This window comes from Isoptericola sp. NPDC057191, assembly GCF_042670225.1.
Classification (GTDB): Bacteria; Actinomycetota; Actinomycetes; order Actinomycetales; family Cellulomonadaceae; genus Isoptericola.
In genome coordinates this window covers 1-18,935 of sequence record NZ_JBHUWC010000068.1, presented here as the reverse complement: position 1 = coordinate 18,935, position 18,935 = coordinate 1, and the positions used below count along the sequence as shown (strand labels likewise).

Genomic DNA, 18,935 nt, shown 5'->3' with positions numbered 1-18,935 from the left:
GTACGGCTCGCGGGCGTTCGTGCGTGGGCTTCCGTCAGGCGGTGCGGATCCGTCAGGCGGTGCGGACCGGACGACGGTCGGTGTGGGGGCGCTCCGTGCGCGGGGCGCGACGCTCCGGGGCACCCTTGTCGAGGGAGATGCGCAGGGCCTTGCCCGCGACGTGCGCACGACCGATGCGGGTCATGGTCGCGTCGTCGAGCGGCCGGGTGATGTCCACCAGCGAGAAGTTCCCGAAGATGTCGATCTTGCCGATGTCGCCGCCGGACAGGCCGCCCTCGTTCGTGAGCGCGCCCACGATGCCGCGCGGCTGCGCCCCGTGGGTGTGGCCGACCGAGATGCGGTAGCGGGTGCCGGCGGCGGGGCGGCGGATGCCCCGCCCGCGGTCGTCGGCGCCGCGGTCCCCGCGGGGGTGGCGGCCCGTGCGGTCGCCGTCGCGCTCCGTGCGCTCGGCACGGTGCGTCTCGCGGGTGCGCCCGCCCTTGGCCTCCGCACGCTCGCGCTCGTGCTCCTCCTGCGCGGCACGCTGCTCCGGGCCGTCGTCCCCGACCGCGAGCGCCAGGAGGGCGGCGGCGAGCTGGAGGGCGTCGTCGCCGTCGGTGGCGGGGGTGTCGGGGTTCCCGGAGGTGCGCTCCTTGAGCATCTGCGTGTAGAGGTCGAGGCGCCCGGCGTCGACGCGTGCGGCGACGGCGTCCAGGAGTCGGCGGGCGCGGTGCTCGGAGACGTCGCGGGGGGAGGGGATGTCGACCTCGGTGAGCGAGGCGCGGATGGTGCGCTCGATGTGCTTGAGCTTGCCGCGCTCGTGGGGGGTGACGAAGGAGAGGGCGCGGCCGGTGCGGCCGGCGCGGCCGGTGCGGCCGATGCGGTGCACGTAGGCCTCGGCCTCGCGGGGGATGTCGAAGTTGACGACGAGGCCGATGCGGTCGACGTCGAGGCCGCGGGCTGCGACGTCGGTGGCGACGAGGACGTCGAGGGCGCCGGAGCGGAGGCGCTCGACGATCTTCTCGCGCTCCTTCTGGGCGACGTCGCCGGAGATGGTGGCGGCGGAGGTGCCGCGCTCCACGAGGGCGGCGCCGACTTCTTCGGCGTCCTTGCGGGTGCGGGTGAAGACGATGGTCGCGTCGGCGTCGGAGGTGGCGAGGACGCGGGCGAGGGAGCCGATCTTGTGGCGGAAGGGCACGACGGCGTAGGACTGCTCGACGGTCGAGACGGTGGAGGACTGTCGGGAGACGGCGATCGCGACGGGGTCGGTGAGGTGGGTCTCGGCCACGGCGCGGATGGCGGGGGGCATGGTCGCGGAGAAGAGGGCGACCTGTCGCTGGGCGGGGGCCTGGCCGAAGATGGTCTCGACGTCCTCGGCGAAGCCCATGCGGAGCATCTCGTCGGCCTCGTCGAGGACGAGGAAGCGGACGCCGTCAAGGGAGAGGGTGCCGCGTTCCATGTGGTCCATGACGCGGCCGGGGGTGCCGACGACGACGTGGACGCCTTCGCGGAGCGCGCGCTGCTGGGGCTGGTAGGGGGAGCCGCCGTACACGGAGGTGACGCGCACCTGGGGCAGGTGGGTGGCGAAGGACTCGATGGCGTCGGCGACCTGGAGCGCGAGCTCGCGGGTGGGGGCGAGGACGAGGGCCTGGACGTGGCCGTTGCGGACGTCGGCGTCGGCGTCGAGGGCGGCGAGGAGCGGGATGCCGAAGGCGGCGGTCTTGCCGGTGCCGGTCTGGGCGACGCCGGTGATGTCGCGGCCGGCGAGGAGCTCGGGGATGGCGCGTGCCTGGATGGGCGACGGGGTGGTGAACCCGAGGTCGTCGACGGCGGCCTGGAGGGCGGCGGGGAGGCCGAGCTCGGAGAAGGTGGGGCCTGCGGGGGCGGTCTGCTCGGCCGTGGCCGGCGTGGTGGCGAACTGCTCGGTGGGCAGGGTGGAGTCAAGGGTGCTCAAGGCGGTAACCGTTCCGTCGGTGGGGGGAAGGAGTCCTGCGTCGCCGAGATGGCGATGCGGTCGCTCTGTCCCGGACACACACCAGCCCCGCTCTTGGACGGGGCGCAACGAACACGCGGGAGGCACGACGAACTCCGAAGGTGTGTCCAGTCTACGCGGTGGGTGGGCGGGCGGTCCCGCGGGGGGTCGGTGAGTTCGGCCACTGCGCTGGGGGCGGTGCGTAGGATGTGCGGGTGCACGAGGGCCAGGACATCAGCAGCCGGGTCTTCACGATCCCTAATGTGGTGAGCCTGCTGCGACTGGCGCTGGTGCCGGTCTTCGCGGTGCTGATCGTGGCGGGCGAGGACGTGTGGGCCCTGGCCGTCCTGGCGTTCTCGGGTTTCACGGACTGGCTCGACGGTGTGCTCGCCCGGCGCCTGAACCAGGTGACGCGACTGGGGCAGATGCTGGACCCGGCGGCGGACCGCCTCTTCATCTTCGTCACCCTCGCCGGTCTGGCGTGGCGGGACATCATCCCCCTGTGGCTGCTCGTGGTGATCGTGGGTCGCGACGTGATGCTGATGTGCCTGCTGCCGGTGCTGACGCGGCACGGGTACGGGCCGTTGCCGGTGAGCTTCGTGGGCAAGGCGGGCACGTTCGCCCTGCTGTACGCGTTCCCGCTGCTGCTCCTGGCGACGGTGCCGGGCGCGGTGGGTTCGGCCGCGCACGTCGTGGGGTGGGCGTTCACCTGGTGGGGCGTGGCCCTGTACTGGGTCGCCGGTGTGCAGTACGTGCGACAGGCGCGTGAGCTGGTCGGGGCCGCGAGCGCCGGGCCGGGTGCCGGTGGTGCTGCGGGTGGTGGCGGGGAGGAGCGCGCGTGACGGTCGTGGGTCGCCCGCCGGGTCGGCGGCGTCCGGACGAGTCGATGACCCTGCTGGTCGAGGTGATGGAGAAGCCTCTCGACCCGGGGTACGCCGAGGCTGCGGAGCGCAGGGCGGCGGCGCAGCGGGACGGTCTGCCGACCCGGCGGCGCGGGCTGGGCGTGGTGCTGCTGGTGCTGGTCGCGATCCTGTTGGGGCTGCTGACGGTGTCGGCGGCGCGGCAGCTGCGAGCGCCGCAGGCGGACGTGGCGGCGGCGCGCGAGGTGCTGGAGTCGCAGATCGTGGACCGGCGGGCCGAGGTGGAGGCCCTGCAGCGGCGGTCGGTGGCGGCGAGCGACGAGATCGAGTCGCTGCAGCATGCTGCGCTCGCCAGCGAGGACCCGGCGCTGTTGCAGACGTTGCAGCTCGACGCGGTGGTCAGCGGCTCTGCTGCGGTGTCGGGCGAGGGTCTCGTGGTGAGCCTGTCGGACGGGGACGCGGCGCAGTCGGAGACGGATCCCGACCCGAGCGCGCGGGTGCGGGACGCGGACGTGCAGACGGTGGTGAACGCCTTGTGGGCGGCGGGTGCGGAGGCGATCTCCGTGGACGACCAGCGGCTCACGTCGTTGTCGGCCGTCCGGAACGCGGGGGACGCGATCCTGGTGGACCTGGTGCCGCTGCCCGGGCCGACGTACGTCATCCGTGCGATCGGTGACCCTGACGCGATGCAGACCGCGTACGCTCGGTCCGGCGCGCCCGCCTACCTGCAGCTGTTGGGGTCGCGTTACGGGATCGGGTCGTCCGTCACCCCGCAGAGCGACCTGTCGCTCCCGGGGGTCGGGACCCAGACCTTGAGGTTTGCGGAGCCGTCAGGTGCGGGGGACTCCTCGCAGCCGGGCGGTGAATCGTCCAGGACTCCGTCGTCCGACACCGAGGAGGAACGCCCATGATCGCTGCGATCGGGCTCGTGATCGGCGTGGTGGCCGGTCTGGTGCTGCAGCCGACCGTGCCGGTGGGGCTGCAGCCTTACCTGCCGATCGCCGTCGTCGCCGCGCTCGACGCCCTGTTCGGTGGCCTGCGCGCCAAGCTCGATGGTCTGTTCGACGACAAGGTCTTCCTCGTGTCGTTCCTGTCGAACGTGCTGGTCGCGGCGTTCATCGTCTTCCTGGGCGACCAGCTCGGTGTGGGTGCGCAGCTGTCGACCGCGGTCGTGGTGGTGCTCGGCATCCGCATCTTCTCGAACGCCGCGGCGATCCGCCGCCACCTGTTCAAGGCGTGACGGGCCGATGAGCGACCGTACGGGCGAGCGCCCCGACTCCGCGGACGAGGGCGTCGAGACCACCCCCGCGTCACAGGTCCCGGACACCGACCCGTCGGCGGGGGGCACGCCGGTGGGCCCGAGCGAGGTGTCGACCGCGGACGCCGCGGGTGCCACGGCACCGGCGGACGCTGTACCCGGCACCGAACCCGAGACTGAGACCGAGACTGAGGCTGAGGCCGGGACCGAGGCACGCCCGGACGAAGCCGCTGTGGTCGACCCCGAGGACGCGCCCGTCATGGCCGAGGACGCGCGCGGGGACGGCGGGCCCTCCCGTGCCGCAGACCCCGGCTCCGCGGACCGGTCGGCCGACGAGACAGACGGGGCAGACGGGGCTGACGGCGCGGCCGACCCTCTCGACGTACAGGGCACACAGGACGCGCCCGGCACGGACGCGCGCGAGACCGTCGAGGAGAGCGTGCCTGCGCCGTCGCAGGCACCGACGCCTGCCCACGCTGCGAGCGCCCGGGGTGAGGCTGTCGGCGCGGAGTCCGACGTCCTGGGGGACGACGACCCCGCTGCGCGCGACGGGCGGCGGCCGCAGACCCCGGCCGCCGCGCCGGCGGGGGAGGCTGGGGAGCCGAGCGGGTGGCGGCGGCTGGGTGCTGCGCTGCGCCCTCGGGCGACGCGCTCCCAGGTGCTCGCCGGAGTGCTGTGCGCGGCGCTGGGCTTCGCGCTCGTGGTGCAGGTGCAGCAGTCGGCGTCCGACCAGCTCTCGTCGGCCCGTCAGGAGGACCTGGTGCGCCTGCTGGACGAGGTGACGGACCGGGCCCAGCAGCTCGGCGACGAGGTGTCGGACCTGGAGGACACGCGGGACGAGCTGCGTTCCGGTACCGGCAAGGCGCAGTCCGCTCTGGAGCTTGCGGAGCAGCGGGCGGAGTCGGAGGGCATCTTGTCCGGCCGGCTCCCCGCGCAGGGGCCGGGCGTGCGCGTCACGATCCAGGACCCGTCCCACCAGCTGCGGGCGTCGCAGATGTTCAACGTGCTGGAGGAGCTGCGCAACGCGGGGGCGGAGGTCGTCGAGCTCAACGGTGTGCGTCTCGTCACGTCGACGTGGTTCGAGGACGAGGGTGACGCGATCGTCGTCGACGGGACCGCCCTCGCGTCCCCGTACGAGTGGACCGTGATCGGCGACCCCGAGACGCTGGACCGCGCGCTGGAGATCCCGGGCGGCGCGCTGGCGACGGTGCGCACCGCGGGGGCGGAGGCGTCCACCGCACGGCACGACCGCGTGAAGATCTCCGCCGTGACCCCGCCGCAGGACCCCCGGTACGCCGAGCCCGAGCGGGCGCAAGGCTGACGTGCGCCGATACGGTGCGTGCGCGGGTCGCGGGCTTCCCGGCCACGCCCCGGTCGGGGTAGGTTTGTCGGACGACGGCGCACGTCGGACGCACAGCCAGCCCTCCGCGGACACGGGTTTCCGGTCCGTCCCGGCGGCAGCGTCGCCCGACTCACCCGGCCCGACCTCACAGGAGGACTGATGACGGACCCCCGTGCTCTTCCGCCGCACCAGGCGGCCGCGGACACCACCGCGCACCTGGGGCGCGTGGGCGCGCCCGCGGAGGAGCAGTCGTTCCGGATCCCGCTCACCGCGGAGGAGGCCGCCGCCGTGGCGGCGCTGCCGCGCCACTCTGCGCTCCTCGTGGTGCAGTACGGGTCGGGTGCCGTGGGGGAGCGGTTCCTCCTCGACTCGGACCGAGCGGTCGCGGGTCGTAGCGAGCAGGCCGACATCTTCCTGGACGACGTGACGGTCTCGCGCAAGCACGCGGAGTTCGCTCGCGAGGGCGACCGGTTCGTCGTGCGCGACATCGGCTCGCTCAACGGGACGTACGTGAACCGGGAGCGGATCGACGCGGCGACGCTCACCACCGGCGACGAGGTGCAGATCGGCAAGTTCCGCATGTCGTTCCACGCCAGCCCGCAGGCGCCGCGGGATCCGCAGGCGCCCGCGTCGTGACGGCGGCGCAGGCCGCGCACGGCGAGGAGCCGGCCGGCCCGGAGGCGCCCGAACCCTGGCCGCGGGGGATCTCCCGCCAGGCGACGATGCGGATCTCCGACGTCCTGGGCCAGCTCGGCCCGGAGTTCCCGTCGGTGTCGCACTCCAAGCTCCGGTTCCTCGAGGACCAGGGGCTCATCGACCCCGTGCGCACCTCCTCGGGCTACCGGCAGTACAGCCCCGCCGACGTCGAACGGCTGCGGTTCGTCCTGACGGAACAGCGAGACTCCTACCTGCCGCTCAAGGTCATCAAGGAGCGCCTGGCCGAGATGGACGCGGGGGAGCCTGCGCCCGGCCCGGCACCACGTCTCGCCGACCCTGCGGGCGCTCCCGAGGTGACCCGCCGCCGCTGGACCGCGGAGAGCGTCGCCGAGGCGACCGGCACCACGCCCGAGTTCGTGCACGAGCTCGTGTCCGCCGGCGTGCTGCCGTCCAGCTCCGGCAGCCGGTTGGACTCCGGGGCGCCCGACGTCGTCCGCATCGCGGCCCGACTGGCCGAGCACGGCATCGAGCCGCGCCACCTGCGGTCGCTGCGCGCGTCCGCGGACCGGCACGTCGGCCTGGTGGACCAGCTCGTCGCGCCCTACCGCAGCCAGCAGACCCCGTCGGCGCGCGCACAGGGCGCCGAGCTCGCCGCGGAGGTCGGTGAGCTTCTCGCGCGCCTGCACTCCACCTGGGTGCGGCAGGGCTCCGGCGACCTCGTCTGATCTGTCGCCCCCGTCTCTCGCACGACGTGAGGCGATCGACGGACGTACCGTGGGTCGGTGGAACCAGACGAAACGAGCGACGCACCGATGGTCCCGGTCGAGGTCCTCGGGGTGCGTCAGCAGCAGCACGACCAGGAGATCGTGGTGCTGCTGCTGGACGCCGCCGCCAACCTCGCCGTCCCCATCGTGATCGGCGCACGAGAGGCGTCCGCGATCGCCATGGCCCAGGCGGGCCTCGTCACCCCTCGGCCGATGACGCACGACCTGCTGCGTGACCTGCTCGGCGCCGTCGGCGTCGAGCTCGAACGGGTCGAGATCGTCGCGCTCGACGGCGGCGTGTTCTTCGCCGAGCTCATCCTGTCCAACGGCACCCGCCTCGACTCCCGGGCGTCCGACGCGATCGCGCTGGCCGTGCGCACCGGCAGCCCGGTGTTCTGCTCCGCGGAGGTCGTCGCCGTCGCCGGGGTCGAGGTCGTCGACATGGAGCAGCAGCGCGAGGTCGAGAAGTTCCGCGACTTCCTCGACCACGCCACGGCCGCGGACTTCACGACCCCGGGCGGCCCGCACGAGCCCGGCACGCCCCCGCCCCAGGGCGGCGACCGGCCGGACGACCCCTCGCCCTGAAGGGCCGCTCTGCGGGGCACGAGCCGTCGCGGCGCCACGCCGACGACGACCCTCGACCTCGGGTCGAGGCTCAGGCTCCGCTAACGTAAGACCCGAACCTTCAAGCGGTGGTCGAAAGTTGAGGGTTCGGACGACAGGTCCCCGGACGTCGGGGCAGGACGGCGCGACACGCGGTCGCCCCAGATGCCGACGTCGTTGACGCCCCCCCAGGGGCGTCCTAGCGTGGAGCCGAACACCAGGAGGCACAGTGAACAGCAGCGGTGAGGCAAGCGTCCCCACGGGTGCGACGGTGCCGCACGGCGCCCAGGGGCTCCTCTTCGGCGAGGACCTCACGGAGCAGGACGCCGCCACCGGGTACCGCGGCACCACGGCGTGCCGCGTCGCGGGGATCACCTACCGCCAGCTCGACTACTGGGCGCGCACCGGCCTCGTGGAGCCGTCGATCCGGCCCGCGACCGGCTCCGGCACGCACCGCCTGTACAGCTTCCGAGACATCCTGGTGCTCAAGGTCGTCAAGCGGCTCCTCGACACCGGCGTCTCCTTGCACCAGATCCGCAGCGCCGTGACCCACCTGCGGGAGCGTGGCGTCGAGGACCTCGCGCAGATCACCCTCATGAGCGACGGCGCATCCGTGTACGAGTGCACCTCGCCTGACGAGGTCGTCGACCTCGTCCAGGGCGGTCAGGGCGTCTTCGGCATCGCCGTCGGGCGCGTGTGGCGCGACATCGAGGGCACGCTGTCCTCCATGCCCACCGAGTCCCTCGACGACGAGGAGCCGGCGCCGCACGAGGGCGACGAGCTCGCCGCCCGCCGCCGCGCGCGCACCGCCGGCTGAGCTCCGCGACCTCCCGTGGCCCGGCTCAGAGGAGCGGGCGCAGGGGAGACATCAGACGCTCGGCGACCTTCGACAGCGGGTGCCGGCGCTGCCACTCGTCCATCGTGAGCTCGCGCGAGTTCGACTCGTCCATGCGGAACGCGGCCTCCAGCTGCGCGGCCAACCCGTCGTCGACGACCTCGAGGTTGATCTCGTAGTTCCCCGTCAGGCTCAGACGGTCGATGTTCGCCGTGCCGACCGTGGTCCAGCGGCCGTCGATCGTGGCCGTCTTCGCGTGGATCATGGCCCCCTGGTACAGGAAGATCCGCACCCCGCCCCGCAGGAGCGTCGAGTAGTGCCCGCGGGCCAGCCAGTCGGCCACCACATGGTTGGAGCGCTCCGGCACCAGGACCCGGACGTCCACACCGCGGGCCGCGGCCGCGAGCAGCCCCGCCTGGATGTCCTCGTCCGGGATGAAGTACGCCTGGGTGATGTAGACGTGCGAGCACGCACGGTCGATCGCGTCGAGGTAGATCCCGCGGATCGGGAACACGAGCTCCGAAGGAGCGTTGCGTGCCGCTCGCAGGCCCGGCAGCCACAGCGGCGAACCCACGTCCTGCAGGACCGGGAGGCGCGGGCCACGCCAGCGGTTCCAGAAGTCGACGAACGCGTTGCGCAGCTCCCAGGCCGACGGGCCCGTCAGCCGCAGGTGCGTGTCACGCCACTGCGTCGCGTACAAGGACCCGATGTTGTACCCGCCGACGAACGCCGTCTCGTCGTCGACGACCAGGATCTTGCGGTGGTCGCGTCCCGACCGGCGCACGTCGAGCATGAGCAGCCCCGGTCGCATCGCGGGGAAGCGGAGCACATGCACGCCGGGCACGTCGAAGAACCGGCGCGGGACCACGAGGTTCGCGAAGCCGTCGTACACGGCATACACGGCGACGCCGCGCCCGGCCGCCTCAGCGAGCGCCTGCTTGAACTGGCGGCCGACCTCGTCGTCCTTCCAGATGTACGTCTCGAGGAAGATCTCCCGCTGCGCGCCGCGGATCGCCTCGAGCATCGCGGCGTACAGGTCGGCGCCATAGGTGTAGAGGGTCGCTGTGGTGTCCTCGACCTCCGTCGACGACGGCGGGGACGTGGGGAAGGCGGCGTCGAGCGGGTACTGGTGGCGGCGGAACCGCTCGAGGCCCATCACCGTCCCGGCGGCGGCCACGGGGACCGCGGCGGCGAGGAGCGCGCCGCGGGTCGCGTAGCGTCGCAGGGCGGCCCAGTCGATCTGGACGTGGACGGGCTTGCGGAGGCGAGGCAGGCGAGGCGGCACGAGCCTCACGGTAGCCAGGCGTCCGTCGCAGCGCTCGCCGAACTGTCGGGTTGGTCGGTGATGTCACCCGGCTGCGCCGCCTCGGCGCCGAGGTCGGTGGGTACGGCAAGGTCGGCGGACAGGGGGTGGGAACGGATCGCGGCGGCCAGCTCGCCCTCGATGCGGTCCAGGTACACCCCGGTGGTCGCGATCGAGCGGTGGCCGAGCAGCTCCGCGACGACCTTCACGTCCCAGCCCTCCGCGACGAGCAGGGTGGCGGTGGTGTGGCGCAGCGCGTGGGGTGTGGCGGGGCGGCGATAGGTCGCGGGCATGCGTTCGACCGCACGGGCGAGGAGGGCACGCACCGCCTGGGTGTCGATCCGGCGCCCCCGCCAGGTCAGCAGGAGGGCGCGTCGTGCGTCCGGGTCGTCCTGCCGGCGGGCGGCGAGCTGGGGGCGCAGGTCACGCAGGTAGTCCTCGAGGGCGGCCGCCAGGGGCGGCGAGAGCGCGACGGTGCGGATGGATCCGCCCTTGCCGACGATGCGCCACCGGGTCTCCTCGGGCTCGCGCGTGAAGTCCGCGACGTCGGCGCGCGCGAGCTCGGAGACGCGGGGGCCCAGGACGAGCAGGAGGGCCACGACGAGGCGGTCGCGCAGGGCGAGGGCCTGGTCGGCGCGCGGCGCCCGCGAGCCGGCGCCGGCGGGCGCCGCGGGCGTGGCTCGTGCGACGTCGGCGGCGGAAGCCTGCAGCAGCGCTCCGGCCGCGGACGCGGACAGTGCTGTCCGCTCCACCCGCAGGCGGTCGCGCGAGCGTGCGGGAGGGGCTGCCCACTGCATCGGGTCGGCCTGCACCCAGCACTGCCGTGCCGCGTGGGCGAAGAACCGGCTGACGGACTGCCGGAACCTGTTGACGGTCGCGACGGACCGTCCGGCGGCGCCCTTGCGTCCAGGGTCGCTGTAACGCTGGTCCGGGGTCGCCTGGTAGCGCACCAGGGCGTCGTCGACGTCCTCGCCGCTGACGTCGTCGAGCACCCGGTCCTCGCCGACGAGACGGGCAAGCTCGCGCACGTCGCGCTCGTAGCTGCGAGCGGTCGCGGGGGAGAGGATCCCGCGCACGCTCTCCACCCGGACGGTGGCCAGGTATCGGTCGACGGCGGTGGCGACGTCGACGCGGTCCAGCCGGGGCGGGGCGACCATGCGTGTTCCTCCAGGCGTCTGCCGGGGCGGCTGCTCGACGGTCGCGGGCCTTCCGCGCGCCGGTGACCTGCGGCGACGCCAGCCGCACGGCCCGGCCCCAGGGTAGGTGCCCGCACCGACACGGTCAGCCACGGTTCGTCTGCCCCGGTTCGTCTGCCAGGGTTCGTCGCGGCACGGGCGGCCGTGTGCAGGAGAGGGTGTGGGGCGTGGTGGCGCGGCCCCGGTCAGAGCTCGAAGAGGGTCGGGTGCTCGAGGTGCACGCCCTCGGCGTCGAGCATGCGCAGCTTGGTGCGCCGCCCGCCCCCGGCGGAGAACCCGCCCACCTGTCGGCCGGCGGCGAGCACGCGGTGGCACGGCACGATCGGCGGGAAGGGGTTGCGGCCGAGGGCCTGGCCCACCGCCTGCGCCGCACCGGGGCTGCCGAGCTGTGATGCGACGTCGCCGTAGGTGAGGGTGACGCCTGCCGGGACGGTGCGGACCACCTCGTAGACGCGCCGGTCGAACTCCGGGACGGCGCTCAGGTCGAGGTCGATGCCGGTCAGGTCTGCCGATCCGGTGTCGAGGAGCAAGGTGATGCTGGCGACGGCGCTCGCCAGGACGCCGTCGGGGACGGCCTCGGCCACGGAGGGGTACCGGCGGTGCATGGCGTCCCGCGTCGCCGCCGCGGAGCCGTGGGGCAGGGCCGAGCCGACGACCACGCCGGGGGAGCGCCACACGAGCGCGCAGTGCCCGATGGCGGTGGGGAAGACGCAGAAGGCGCCAGGCGGGCCGTAGGGGAGCCGCTGCCTCACCCGACGCAACGACGCGACACCACTGTGTTGTGTCATACACAATGGTTTGAGGCTAATGTCCGAATCATCCTAGCGCGATACGTCGGCGCCGTCGAGGGACCCGGAGGTCGCTCGATGCAGTTCGAGCCGCGGCGCTCGGTGAGACGCCAGGTCGGGGCCGCGACGCCGTCCGGGGGACCGTCGTGCGACACGGGCGCGTACGAGGCGTCAGACAGCGAGGGCGTCGACGACGAACGACACCCGGGACGTCAAGGCCGACGAGACGGCCAACATCGAGACCCCGAGGCGCCATGGAGGGACAGAGCGAGACGAACATCGAGACGCCGAGCGTCCTGACAGCTCGTGAACCGAGTCGATTCCTGGACGCCGAGGAAGCTCGCCGACAGCCTGCGGGCACGCACGTGCCGTTGGCAAGATTCTCCGTCGCGGTGCGCGACGGCGGCGGGCCGATGTCCGATGTCCAGTCGACGGGCCGCACAGCGCAATGAGGTGCGGACGGAGGCCGAGGACGTCACATGCCGTTCCCGGCGCCGTGCGGGCCGGAGGGGACCGGCTGGGGGCGCCTCATTCTCTCGTAATGACATAATGTGCATTATCGGCTCCTTGGAAGGGCAGCGCTCTCTGGGTGATGAGCCCCCGGTGCGACACCTGCTCGGTACTGGCGAGCCCCCTGTTCCCGTCCTGCCCTCGAAGGCCCACCGCGCTCCTGAAAAGTCCTCCGCGCACACCGCCATGACCTCGGCCGACCGGCGGCTGTGCGTCCGTGCCGGCTGCGGCAGTTCGACCTTGTGCCCGTACGGACCGACCCGGGCTCTCTCCGTCGGCCGCCGCGGCACATTGATGCCTCTCGATCGAATCCTCGCTGGGCGAGCTTCGCTTATGTCGTCTGGCCTCTGCGCTCAACGCCGATCGGACGTGTCGTGCGGCATGCGACGGGCCACCACTCCCCCATGACGGGCGCTGTCGATCGCTTGTTCGACCTTCATCGACGGAGGTTCTTCACCGGTGGCCGTGCAGATCCTGCACGTCGGCCGTTATGGCCGCGTCAGGCTGGAACTCTCGTGGATATCGGCCTGCCGCCAAGCCTGCAACCGAATGCCCAGGAGGAATACCGATGACGAACCGCCACCCGGCCTCGATCCGCGCATCGCGGCCCCCACGCACTCGGCCGAGAAGGCGCGCGCTGCCGTTGGTGGTCGCGACCCTTGCCTCCGGCACGGTCGCCTTGCACGGTGGCGCGGCGACGGCGCTCTCCGCACCTGCGGTTCCTGCGAGTTCGACCACGACGAGTGCCTTCACGGCCACGGCCACGGTGGCGGTCGAGGGCGATCCGCTGTGCCCCGGGGTCCTGACCAACATGAACGCCTCAGCCGTCGCAGCGGCGGACGTCTCGGCCGACCCGGCAGCTGCCGCTGCGGCCTTCGCCGACGCGTCTGCGGTGTCGAGCGCTGCCGCAGACGCTACTGCCGGGAGCGCAGCGGAAGCTGCGGCGAACGCGGACGCCTCGAAGGATGCGTCCGTGGACGGCGCACGGTCCAGCGATCCCGCTGCAAAGTCGGCCGGCCTCGCGGATGCCACCACCGTGGCCGCCGCGGCTGCCGATGACGACGCGACGGCCGCTGCCGAAGCAGCGGCGGAGACCTTCTCGGACGGTACCTCCGCCGGCGAAGAGACGTGCGACGCCGGGAGCGGAACATCCGGAGCGACGACGGCGACCGGCAGCACGACGTCGGGCTCGTCCAACGCCTCTGACGTCGAGGGGTCGTATGAGTCCGCCTACTCCGCTGCTTCGGACTTCATCGGCACCTCGTGGGCGGCCGCTGCCGTGGACGCGACGGCCACGACCGGGGGCTCCTTTGACGCCGACTCGTACGATGCCTCCTCGGACAACGCCGGTGCTGCCTGGGCCGCTGCCGCCATCGACGCCAGCGCCACGGCGTTGGGGATCGAGGCGGCCGCCGGTGCGAACGACGGTTGCGGGTACTACGCCGCGGTGGCCGACGTCGACAGCGACTCGGCGACAGACGCTCCCCCGCCACCAGAGGACGGCGGGGAGCCCGGCTGCGGCACGTCGGCGACCGGTGGCGCGACATCGGACCAGCCCACTGCCTCGGCGGATAACGCTGGCACTGTGTCCGCCGCTGCGGCCGCATCGGCCGACGGGACCTCGGCGGCGGAGTCCGACGGGACCATCGCGGCCAGCGGCGCGGAGAGCGGGACGGGCGACAGCGGTGGCGAGCCAGACGAAAGTACTGACGGCGCCGTCGACCTGGTCACCGACTACGGGATCTACCACCTGGCGGTGGCTTCGGACGAGGGCGACGGGTTCGCCGGCCCCGGTTCGAGCGGGGTGTTCACGTACAGCACGTACCCGAACGCGACGTCGGACACCCCGATCGTGCTGCAGCACGGTCAGGTGCTCACGCGCACGCTGACGATGCCGGTCGGTCTGGAGCTGGACGGCCCGTTCGCGGGCGCCGACCAGTGCCCCACCGACGGGAACCTGTTCGGCGAGGACGAGCTCGAGGGCGGCCTGGGGACCGCGTCGTGCACCGTCAAGGACAACGGGGACGGCACGCACACCTACACCGTGACCCAGACCTACGGCGAGCATGTGAACGAGTGGACGCTGTCCACGGCACTGAACGGGTCCTCCCGCCTGAAGCAGACCGGTGAGATCCCCGAGGGTTCGGTCCTCACGCTGGAGCAGTCGATCACCGACGACTACACCGCGACCGAGGGTGCGCAGCGTGCCCAGACCGGGCCGATCCCGCTCGCCTCGCCGGACGACACCGAGGGTGAGGTGACTGCGGATGCCGCGGACGCCGGTTCGGACGCGGCCGCGTCGGGGACGGCCACGGCGAGTGGCACGGCGACGGCGTCGGGTGCTGCGCAGGGTTCTGCGGACGGTGTGGCCGACGTGATGGTGCAGATCACCTCGCCGCAGGATGGCGCGACGGAGGTCTCGAACCGTCCGACGATCACCGGTGTCGGCACCCCGGGCGTCTCGATCAGCCTGAACGGCCGGTCTGTGGCTACCGACGGTGGTGCGGGCACGGGTGGTGGCGTGGCGATGCTGGTGGCCGCGGACGGCACCCTGGTGGCCGGCACGACCAACGTCGACGCGGACGGGAACTGGACGTTCCGTCCCGCGACCGCCCTGGCCGACGGCCTGTACACGCTGACCGCGATCGCGACCAACGCCGCGGGTGACAAGGCGTCCGACACGGTCACCTTCACCGTGGGCGAGGCGACCACCGGCACCGGTGGCGGTACGTCCGCGACCGACGGCGACAGCGCGGACCAGGTGCCCGGCCCGCAGTACCCGGACTCCACCGACTCCGCCGAGCTGGCGCGGACCGGTGCGCAGGGCATCACCGGGCTGCTGGCCGCGGCCGGCGCGCTGATGGCGGCCGGTGGGGCGCTGGTGTGGCGCCGCCGTCACACCGCCGAGGCCGGCCCCACCGCGAGGTGACGCGAGACTCCGGGGGTCGTGGCGACACGTCGGCGTCGCGATCCCCGGAGTCCCGCCACGAGGGTGCCCGACTCTTCGGGCGGCAGTCAGCGCCCAGGCCTTGCCCGCCAGTGCCCGGCCACAGGGCGGCCGGCCCGGTCGTGTGGCGGCACCCAGGTCGCGGTGGGGGGCTGGTGCACCTCTCCCCCGCCGCGTGCGGTGCCGAGCGCGCGCACGACGTCTGCCGCCCGGGACGCGGCGCGGTCGACGAACTCCCCCGCGACGTCGTCGGCGACGAGGGCTCGCTCCCTCGTCACCGCGTCGCGCACGGCGTCGGGCCAGGCGTCGGCGTACGCGGCGGCGACGTCCAGCAGCCAGCCCGGGTCCACCCCGAGTTCGCCGGCGGCACGCTCGACGTTGCGTGCGCCGAGCGCGCGCAACCGGTACTCGCCGCCGAGCTTCATGGCGAGCCTCGCCTTGTACCGGACCTCGTCGGCGGGCCACAGGAGGCTTGCCGAGACCAGGTCGTACAGCGGCGCGAGGACGGTGCGCGTCCCGACGTGCAGCAGCGCGAAGTTCTTCGCGTGGGCGTCGGTGCCGGCCGCCACCCAGTTGAGCACCACGGCCCGCGCGAGATCGTCGCGCGAGCGGGCCAGGTCGCGCCGGTCGACGGCCCGCGCCACGACGCCCGCGACGTCGCGCACGCCCGGCCCGCCGTCCGCCTCGTACTTGGCTGAACGCCACAGGCCGAGCGCCTGGCAGAGGTCCTCCTGGTGCAGCCGACGCGTCCCGCCGTCCGCGGCCGCCACGCGGTCGAACCGTTCGACGACGACCGCGGCCTGGTCCTGGAACCACGCCGACTCGACGCCCGCGACCGGCAGCCCCAGCGCGCGTGCCGCGCGCATCGTGACGAGCTCCGCCGCGGCGGAGTGAGCGACGCCGTCGATCCCGATCTTGAAGATATGGGTGCTGGCGCCGCGGCCGGTGGGCTGGTGCCAGGAGCCGTCGGTGGCGCGGGTGAGCGCGAACTTGCCCTGCTGCCCGCCCAGGGAGAACCTCCCGCCGTGCTGCTCGAACGCCCACGAGCTGTCGTCCGCGCGCAGCTCCCGCAGGTGCGCGGCGATCTCCGCCTCACCCAGCGGCCGGCTGCCGACGTCGTCCTGCGGTTCCTCGCCCTCCGGCACGACCTGCACCGCGCCCGCGCAGTCCGCGCCCATGTGACGCAGCAGGTTGAACGCCGTCGGGCGCCGTTCCTCGAACTGCGCCGCCCAGCGGGCGCGCACGGTGTCGCTGTCCGGCAGGAGGTTGTCGATCCACGGCATGGTGACCTCGGCGCCGTGCTCGGTGAGGTGCCGGGGCATGCTCACCGACAGCGACGGCGCAGCCCGTAGCGCCTGGTACGACGCCGTGTAGGCGAAGGTGACGTCACCGTCGCGGCCGCGCCGCAGCGTGCCCGCGAGCGCCCCGTCGAGCCAGACGTGGAGGTGGTCAGTCACGGGCTCGGCTCAGGACGGTCTCGAGGGCGTCGTCGGGTTCGTCGGGCACGATGTCGACGACGAGGTCGACGGCGCGTAGCGCGTCGAGCACGAGGTCGAGGCGTGCGGTGGGTGCTCCGGCTTCGGCGGCGATGATCCACTGGCGGGAGACGTTGACGGTGGTGGCGAGCTGGGCCTGGGTGATTCCTTTGTCCTTGCGGGCGCGGCGCAGCAGGGAGCCGAGCTGTGCGGCGTCGGTGATGATCATGGGTGCTTCTCCCCTGTCTGGGGTGTGTCAGCGGGCGGCGACATTCTGTGTGATGTCAACGCTAAGTAACATCCCGCGTGATGTCAACGATCAGTGACATCGCCGCTCGAGCTCCCGTGTGCGGACGAGTCTCTCGGTGTCGCGTGCGGAGGACATTCCTATGAAAGTTCCTTCACCGGGCGCCGGACCCTGGGGAAAGTCTTGACGTGGGTCGGGGGCGGTCCTAACGTCCAGCACAGGCGCACCCGGACAACGACGTCCAACGGTCCCGTACCGTCGCGCCCGTCCGACACAGGAGGATCTCGTGAAGGATCCAGGAACCAGGCGCCTCGTGCGCTCGACGGCGGTGCTGGCGGGCGCAGGCCTGCTTCTCGCCGCCGTGACCCCCGCTCAGGCGGACACCTCCGCCCCGACCAGCACCACGGCCGCATCCGCGGTCGGCTCCGTCGCGTCGAGCGCCGACATCCGCGCGATGGTCGACGCCATGACGCTGGACCAGAAGATCGGTCAGATGACGTGGACCCACGTCTACGGCTCGTCGGCGAACGACACGTCCATGGCTGCGAGCAACCAGGCCCGGTACGGCGTGGACACCCCGGCGCAGGTCGTCCAGAAGTACGACCTGGGTGGTGTGCTCTACTTCGCCTGGTCGGGCAACACCAACAACCCCCAGCAGGTGAACGGCCTGTCAAACGGGTTGCAGGACGCGGCGCTGGCCGACGGGGGCCCGGGCATCCCGCTGGCGGTGACGATCGACCAGGAGGGCGGGATCGTCGCCCGGATCGGGCCGCCTGCCACACAGCTGCCGGGCAACATGGCGCTCGGTGCCACGTTCGACGCCGGCCTGGCTCGTGCGCAGGGTGACGTCCTCGGGTCGGAGCTGAAGGCGATGGGGATCAACGTCGACTTCGCGCCGGTGCTCGACCTGAACACGAACCCGGACAACCCGGTGATCGGGATCAGGTCGATGGGTTCGGACCCGAAGACGGTGAGCCGGCTGGGGGTGGCGCAGATCGCAGGGATCCAGCAGCACATCGCGGCGACGGCGAAGCACTTCCCGGGTCACGGTGACACGGAGACGGACTCGCACTACGGGCTGCCGGAGGTCACGTACGACCGGGCGACCCTGGAGAAGCACCTGGAGCCGTTCCGGGCTGCGATCGACGCGGGGATCGACATGATCATGACGGCGCATATCGTCGTCGACGCGATCGACCCCGACCTGCCCGGCACCCTGTCCCCCAAGGTCCTGACGGGGCTCCTGCGGGACGAGCTGGGCTTCGACGGCATCATCACGACCGACGCTCTCGACATGCAGGCGATGACCGACAACTGGTCGCAGGGCGAGATGTCGGTGAAGGCCATCCAGGCCGGCTCCGACATCCTGCTCAACTCGCCTGACGTGGACGCGTCCATCGCGGGCGTGAAGCAGGCGGTGGCGGACGGGACGCTCACGGAGGCGCGCCTGGACGAGTCGGTCACGCGCATCCTGGAGTGGAAGGCGAAGCGTGGTGTCCTCGCCGACCCGTACGCGGACCCGGCGCAGGTCGGGGCCGTGGTGGGCTCTGCCGAGCACCTGGCGACGGCCGCGACGATCGCGGACCGGTCGGTCACCCTGCTGCGCAACGAGGACCGTCCGCTGCCGCTGCAGCCGGGCGAGGACTCGGTGCTCGTGGTGGGTGCGGGGTCGGCGTGGCCGGAGCGGCTGGCCCCGATGCTCTCGGCCCGCGGGTTCGACGTGACCACGCTGCTCGAGAACGGCAGCTCGCCGTCGGCGGCGTACCGGGCTCGTGCCGTCGCGGCGGCGGCAAACGTCGACGCGGTCGTCTTCACGTCCTACAACGCCAGCGCCAACGCGGCGCAGCAGGCGATGGTGAGCGCCCTGGCGGCGACGGGCAAGCCGGTGATCGTGGTCGCGGCGCGCAACCCGTACGACATCAACGTGTTCCCGCAGGCGGACGCCGTGCTGAACAGCTACGGCTACAACGTCGTGAACTATGCGGCGGTGGTGCGTGCGATCGCGGGTGACGTGAACACGCTGGGCAAGCTGCCGGTGGCGGTCCCGACGGCGGACGGCGCCTCGACGCTGCTGCCCCTCGGCTTCGGTCACCGGTACCCGAGCTGGCCGCACCTTCCGGGGTCGGGAAAACCGGGCAGGTGACCGCGCCCCCGGTGCGGGGTCGCTGAGGCTGTGCCGGCGGGCGCGGGGTGCACCCC

At 72.8% G+C, this 18,935-nt stretch carries 17 protein-coding genes; 10 read left to right on the top strand and 7 right to left on the bottom strand.

Annotation, left to right across the window (positions count from 1 at the left end; translation table 11 throughout):
- Positions 1 to 52 precede the first annotated feature (52 nt).
- Entirely contained in the window at positions 53 to 1,933 is a 1,881-nt protein-coding gene (locus ACFT55_RS10705) for a DEAD/DEAH box helicase (protein ID WP_380243809.1), read from the bottom strand.
- Between the two features lie 233 nt (positions 1,934 to 2,166).
- On the opposite strand from ACFT55_RS10705, the gene ACFT55_RS10700 reads away from it, so the two are divergent.
- From ACFT55_RS10700 to ACFT55_RS10665, 8 genes are all read left to right on the top strand, one after another.
- Complete coding sequence (locus ACFT55_RS10700; RefSeq protein WP_380243808.1) at positions 2,167 to 2,793, top strand: CDP-alcohol phosphatidyltransferase family protein; 627 nt, start codon at positions 2,167 to 2,169, stop codon at positions 2,791 to 2,793.
- Positions 2,790 to 3,722, top strand: a complete 933-nt coding sequence (locus ACFT55_RS10695) for a DUF881 domain-containing protein (protein WP_380243807.1) — start codon at positions 2,790 to 2,792, stop codon at positions 3,720 to 3,722. The genes ACFT55_RS10700 and ACFT55_RS10695 overlap by 4 nt, the downstream gene beginning before the upstream one ends.
- Positions 3,719 to 4,051 carry a small basic family protein gene (locus tag ACFT55_RS10690; protein ID WP_380243806.1) on the top strand — a complete coding sequence of 111 codons (333 nt, stop codon included), beginning with the start codon at positions 3,719 to 3,721 and terminating at the stop codon, positions 4,049 to 4,051. Before ACFT55_RS10695 ends, ACFT55_RS10690 begins: the two co-directional genes overlap by 4 nt.
- A gap of 7 nt (positions 4,052 to 4,058) precedes the next feature.
- Entirely contained in the window at positions 4,059 to 5,390 is a 1,332-nt protein-coding gene (locus ACFT55_RS10685) for a DUF881 domain-containing protein (protein ID WP_380243805.1), read from the top strand.
- 180 nt (positions 5,391 to 5,570) lie between these two features.
- Entirely contained in the window at positions 5,571 to 6,047 is a 477-nt protein-coding gene (locus tag ACFT55_RS10680; protein WP_380243804.1) for an FHA domain-containing protein, read from the top strand.
- Positions 6,044 to 6,793: a MerR family transcriptional regulator gene (locus tag ACFT55_RS10675; RefSeq protein WP_380243803.1), complete on the top strand. Its 750-nt coding sequence runs from the start codon at positions 6,044 to 6,046 to the stop codon at positions 6,791 to 6,793. The genes ACFT55_RS10680 and ACFT55_RS10675 overlap by 4 nt, the downstream gene beginning before the upstream one ends.
- 87 nt (positions 6,794 to 6,880) lie before the next feature.
- Positions 6,881 to 7,417: a bifunctional nuclease family protein gene (locus ACFT55_RS10670; RefSeq protein WP_380243810.1), complete on the top strand. Its 537-nt coding sequence runs from the start codon at positions 6,881 to 6,883 to the stop codon at positions 7,415 to 7,417.
- 247 nt (positions 7,418 to 7,664) lie between these two features.
- Positions 7,665 to 8,252, top strand: coding sequence for a MerR family transcriptional regulator (locus ACFT55_RS10665; protein WP_380243802.1), 588 nt, complete (start codon positions 7,665 to 7,667; stop codon positions 8,250 to 8,252).
- Positions 8,253 to 8,277: 25 nt separating this feature from the next.
- On the opposite strand, the gene ACFT55_RS10660 is transcribed toward ACFT55_RS10665, so the two are convergent.
- From ACFT55_RS10660 to ACFT55_RS10645, 4 genes are all read right to left on the bottom strand, one after another.
- Entirely contained in the window at positions 8,278 to 9,555 is a 1,278-nt protein-coding gene (locus tag ACFT55_RS10660; RefSeq protein ID WP_380243801.1) for a phosphatidylserine/phosphatidylglycerophosphate/cardiolipin synthase family protein, read from the bottom strand.
- Between the two features lie 5 nt (positions 9,556 to 9,560).
- Entirely contained in the window at positions 9,561 to 10,730 is a 1,170-nt protein-coding gene (locus tag ACFT55_RS10655; RefSeq protein ID WP_380243800.1) for a tyrosine-type recombinase/integrase, read from the bottom strand.
- Between the two features lie 224 nt (positions 10,731 to 10,954).
- A complete protein-coding gene (locus ACFT55_RS10650; protein WP_380243799.1) occupies positions 10,955 to 11,521 on the bottom strand; it encodes a methylated-DNA--[protein]-cysteine S-methyltransferase in 567 nt (188 codons plus the stop codon).
- Positions 11,522 to 12,520: 999 nt separating this feature from the next.
- The gene (locus ACFT55_RS10645) at positions 12,521 to 13,264 is read right to left on the bottom strand and encodes a hypothetical protein (protein ID WP_380243798.1); all 744 of its coding nucleotides are present in this window, start codon (positions 13,262 to 13,264) and stop codon (positions 12,521 to 12,523) included.
- A 388-nt stretch (positions 13,265 to 13,652) separates the two neighbouring features.
- Between ACFT55_RS10645 and ACFT55_RS10640 the strand changes: the two genes are divergently transcribed.
- Complete coding sequence (locus tag ACFT55_RS10640; protein WP_380243797.1) at positions 13,653 to 14,996, top strand: Ig-like domain-containing protein; 1,344 nt, start codon at positions 13,653 to 13,655, stop codon at positions 14,994 to 14,996.
- Positions 14,997 to 15,082: 86 nt separating this feature from the next.
- Here the strand turns inward: ACFT55_RS10640 and ACFT55_RS10635 are convergent, their stop codons facing one another.
- Positions 15,083 to 16,471 (bottom strand): type II toxin-antitoxin system HipA family toxin, encoded by a 1,389-nt coding sequence (locus ACFT55_RS10635; protein WP_380243796.1) that lies wholly within the window; start codon positions 16,469 to 16,471, stop codon positions 15,083 to 15,085.
- Positions 16,464 to 16,718, bottom strand: a complete 255-nt coding sequence (locus tag ACFT55_RS10630; RefSeq protein WP_380243795.1) for a helix-turn-helix domain-containing protein — start codon at positions 16,716 to 16,718, stop codon at positions 16,464 to 16,466. The genes ACFT55_RS10635 and ACFT55_RS10630 overlap by 8 nt, the downstream gene beginning before the upstream one ends.
- A 304-nt stretch (positions 16,719 to 17,022) precedes the next feature.
- Between ACFT55_RS10630 and ACFT55_RS10625 the strand changes: the two genes are divergently transcribed.
- Positions 17,023 to 18,879: a glycoside hydrolase family 3 N-terminal domain-containing protein gene (locus tag ACFT55_RS10625; RefSeq protein ID WP_380243794.1), complete on the top strand. Its 1,857-nt coding sequence runs from the start codon at positions 17,023 to 17,025 to the stop codon at positions 18,877 to 18,879.
- Positions 18,880 to 18,935 lie beyond the last annotated feature (56 nt).

Bases quoted from the DNA above. Each gene is read 5' to 3' on its own strand.
- ACFT55_RS10690 (WP_380243806.1), top strand. From the start codon at position 3,719: ATGATCGCTGCGATCGGGCTCGTGATCGGCGTGGTGGCCGGTCTGGTG.
- ACFT55_RS10685 (WP_380243805.1), top strand. From the start codon at position 4,059: ATGAGCGACCGTACGGGCGAGCGCCCCGACTCCGCGGACGAGGGCGTC.
- ACFT55_RS10680 (WP_380243804.1), top strand. From the start codon at position 5,571: ATGACGGACCCCCGTGCTCTTCCGCCGCACCAGGCGGCCGCGGACACC.
- ACFT55_RS10670 (WP_380243810.1), top strand. From the start codon at position 6,881: ATGGTCCCGGTCGAGGTCCTCGGGGTGCGTCAGCAGCAGCACGACCAG.
- ACFT55_RS10655 (WP_380243800.1), bottom strand. From the start codon at position 10,730: ATGGTCGCCCCGCCCCGGCTGGACCGCGTCGACGTCGCCACCGCCGTC.
- ACFT55_RS10630 (WP_380243795.1), bottom strand. From the start codon at position 16,718: ATGATCATCACCGACGCCGCACAGCTCGGCTCCCTGCTGCGCCGCGCC.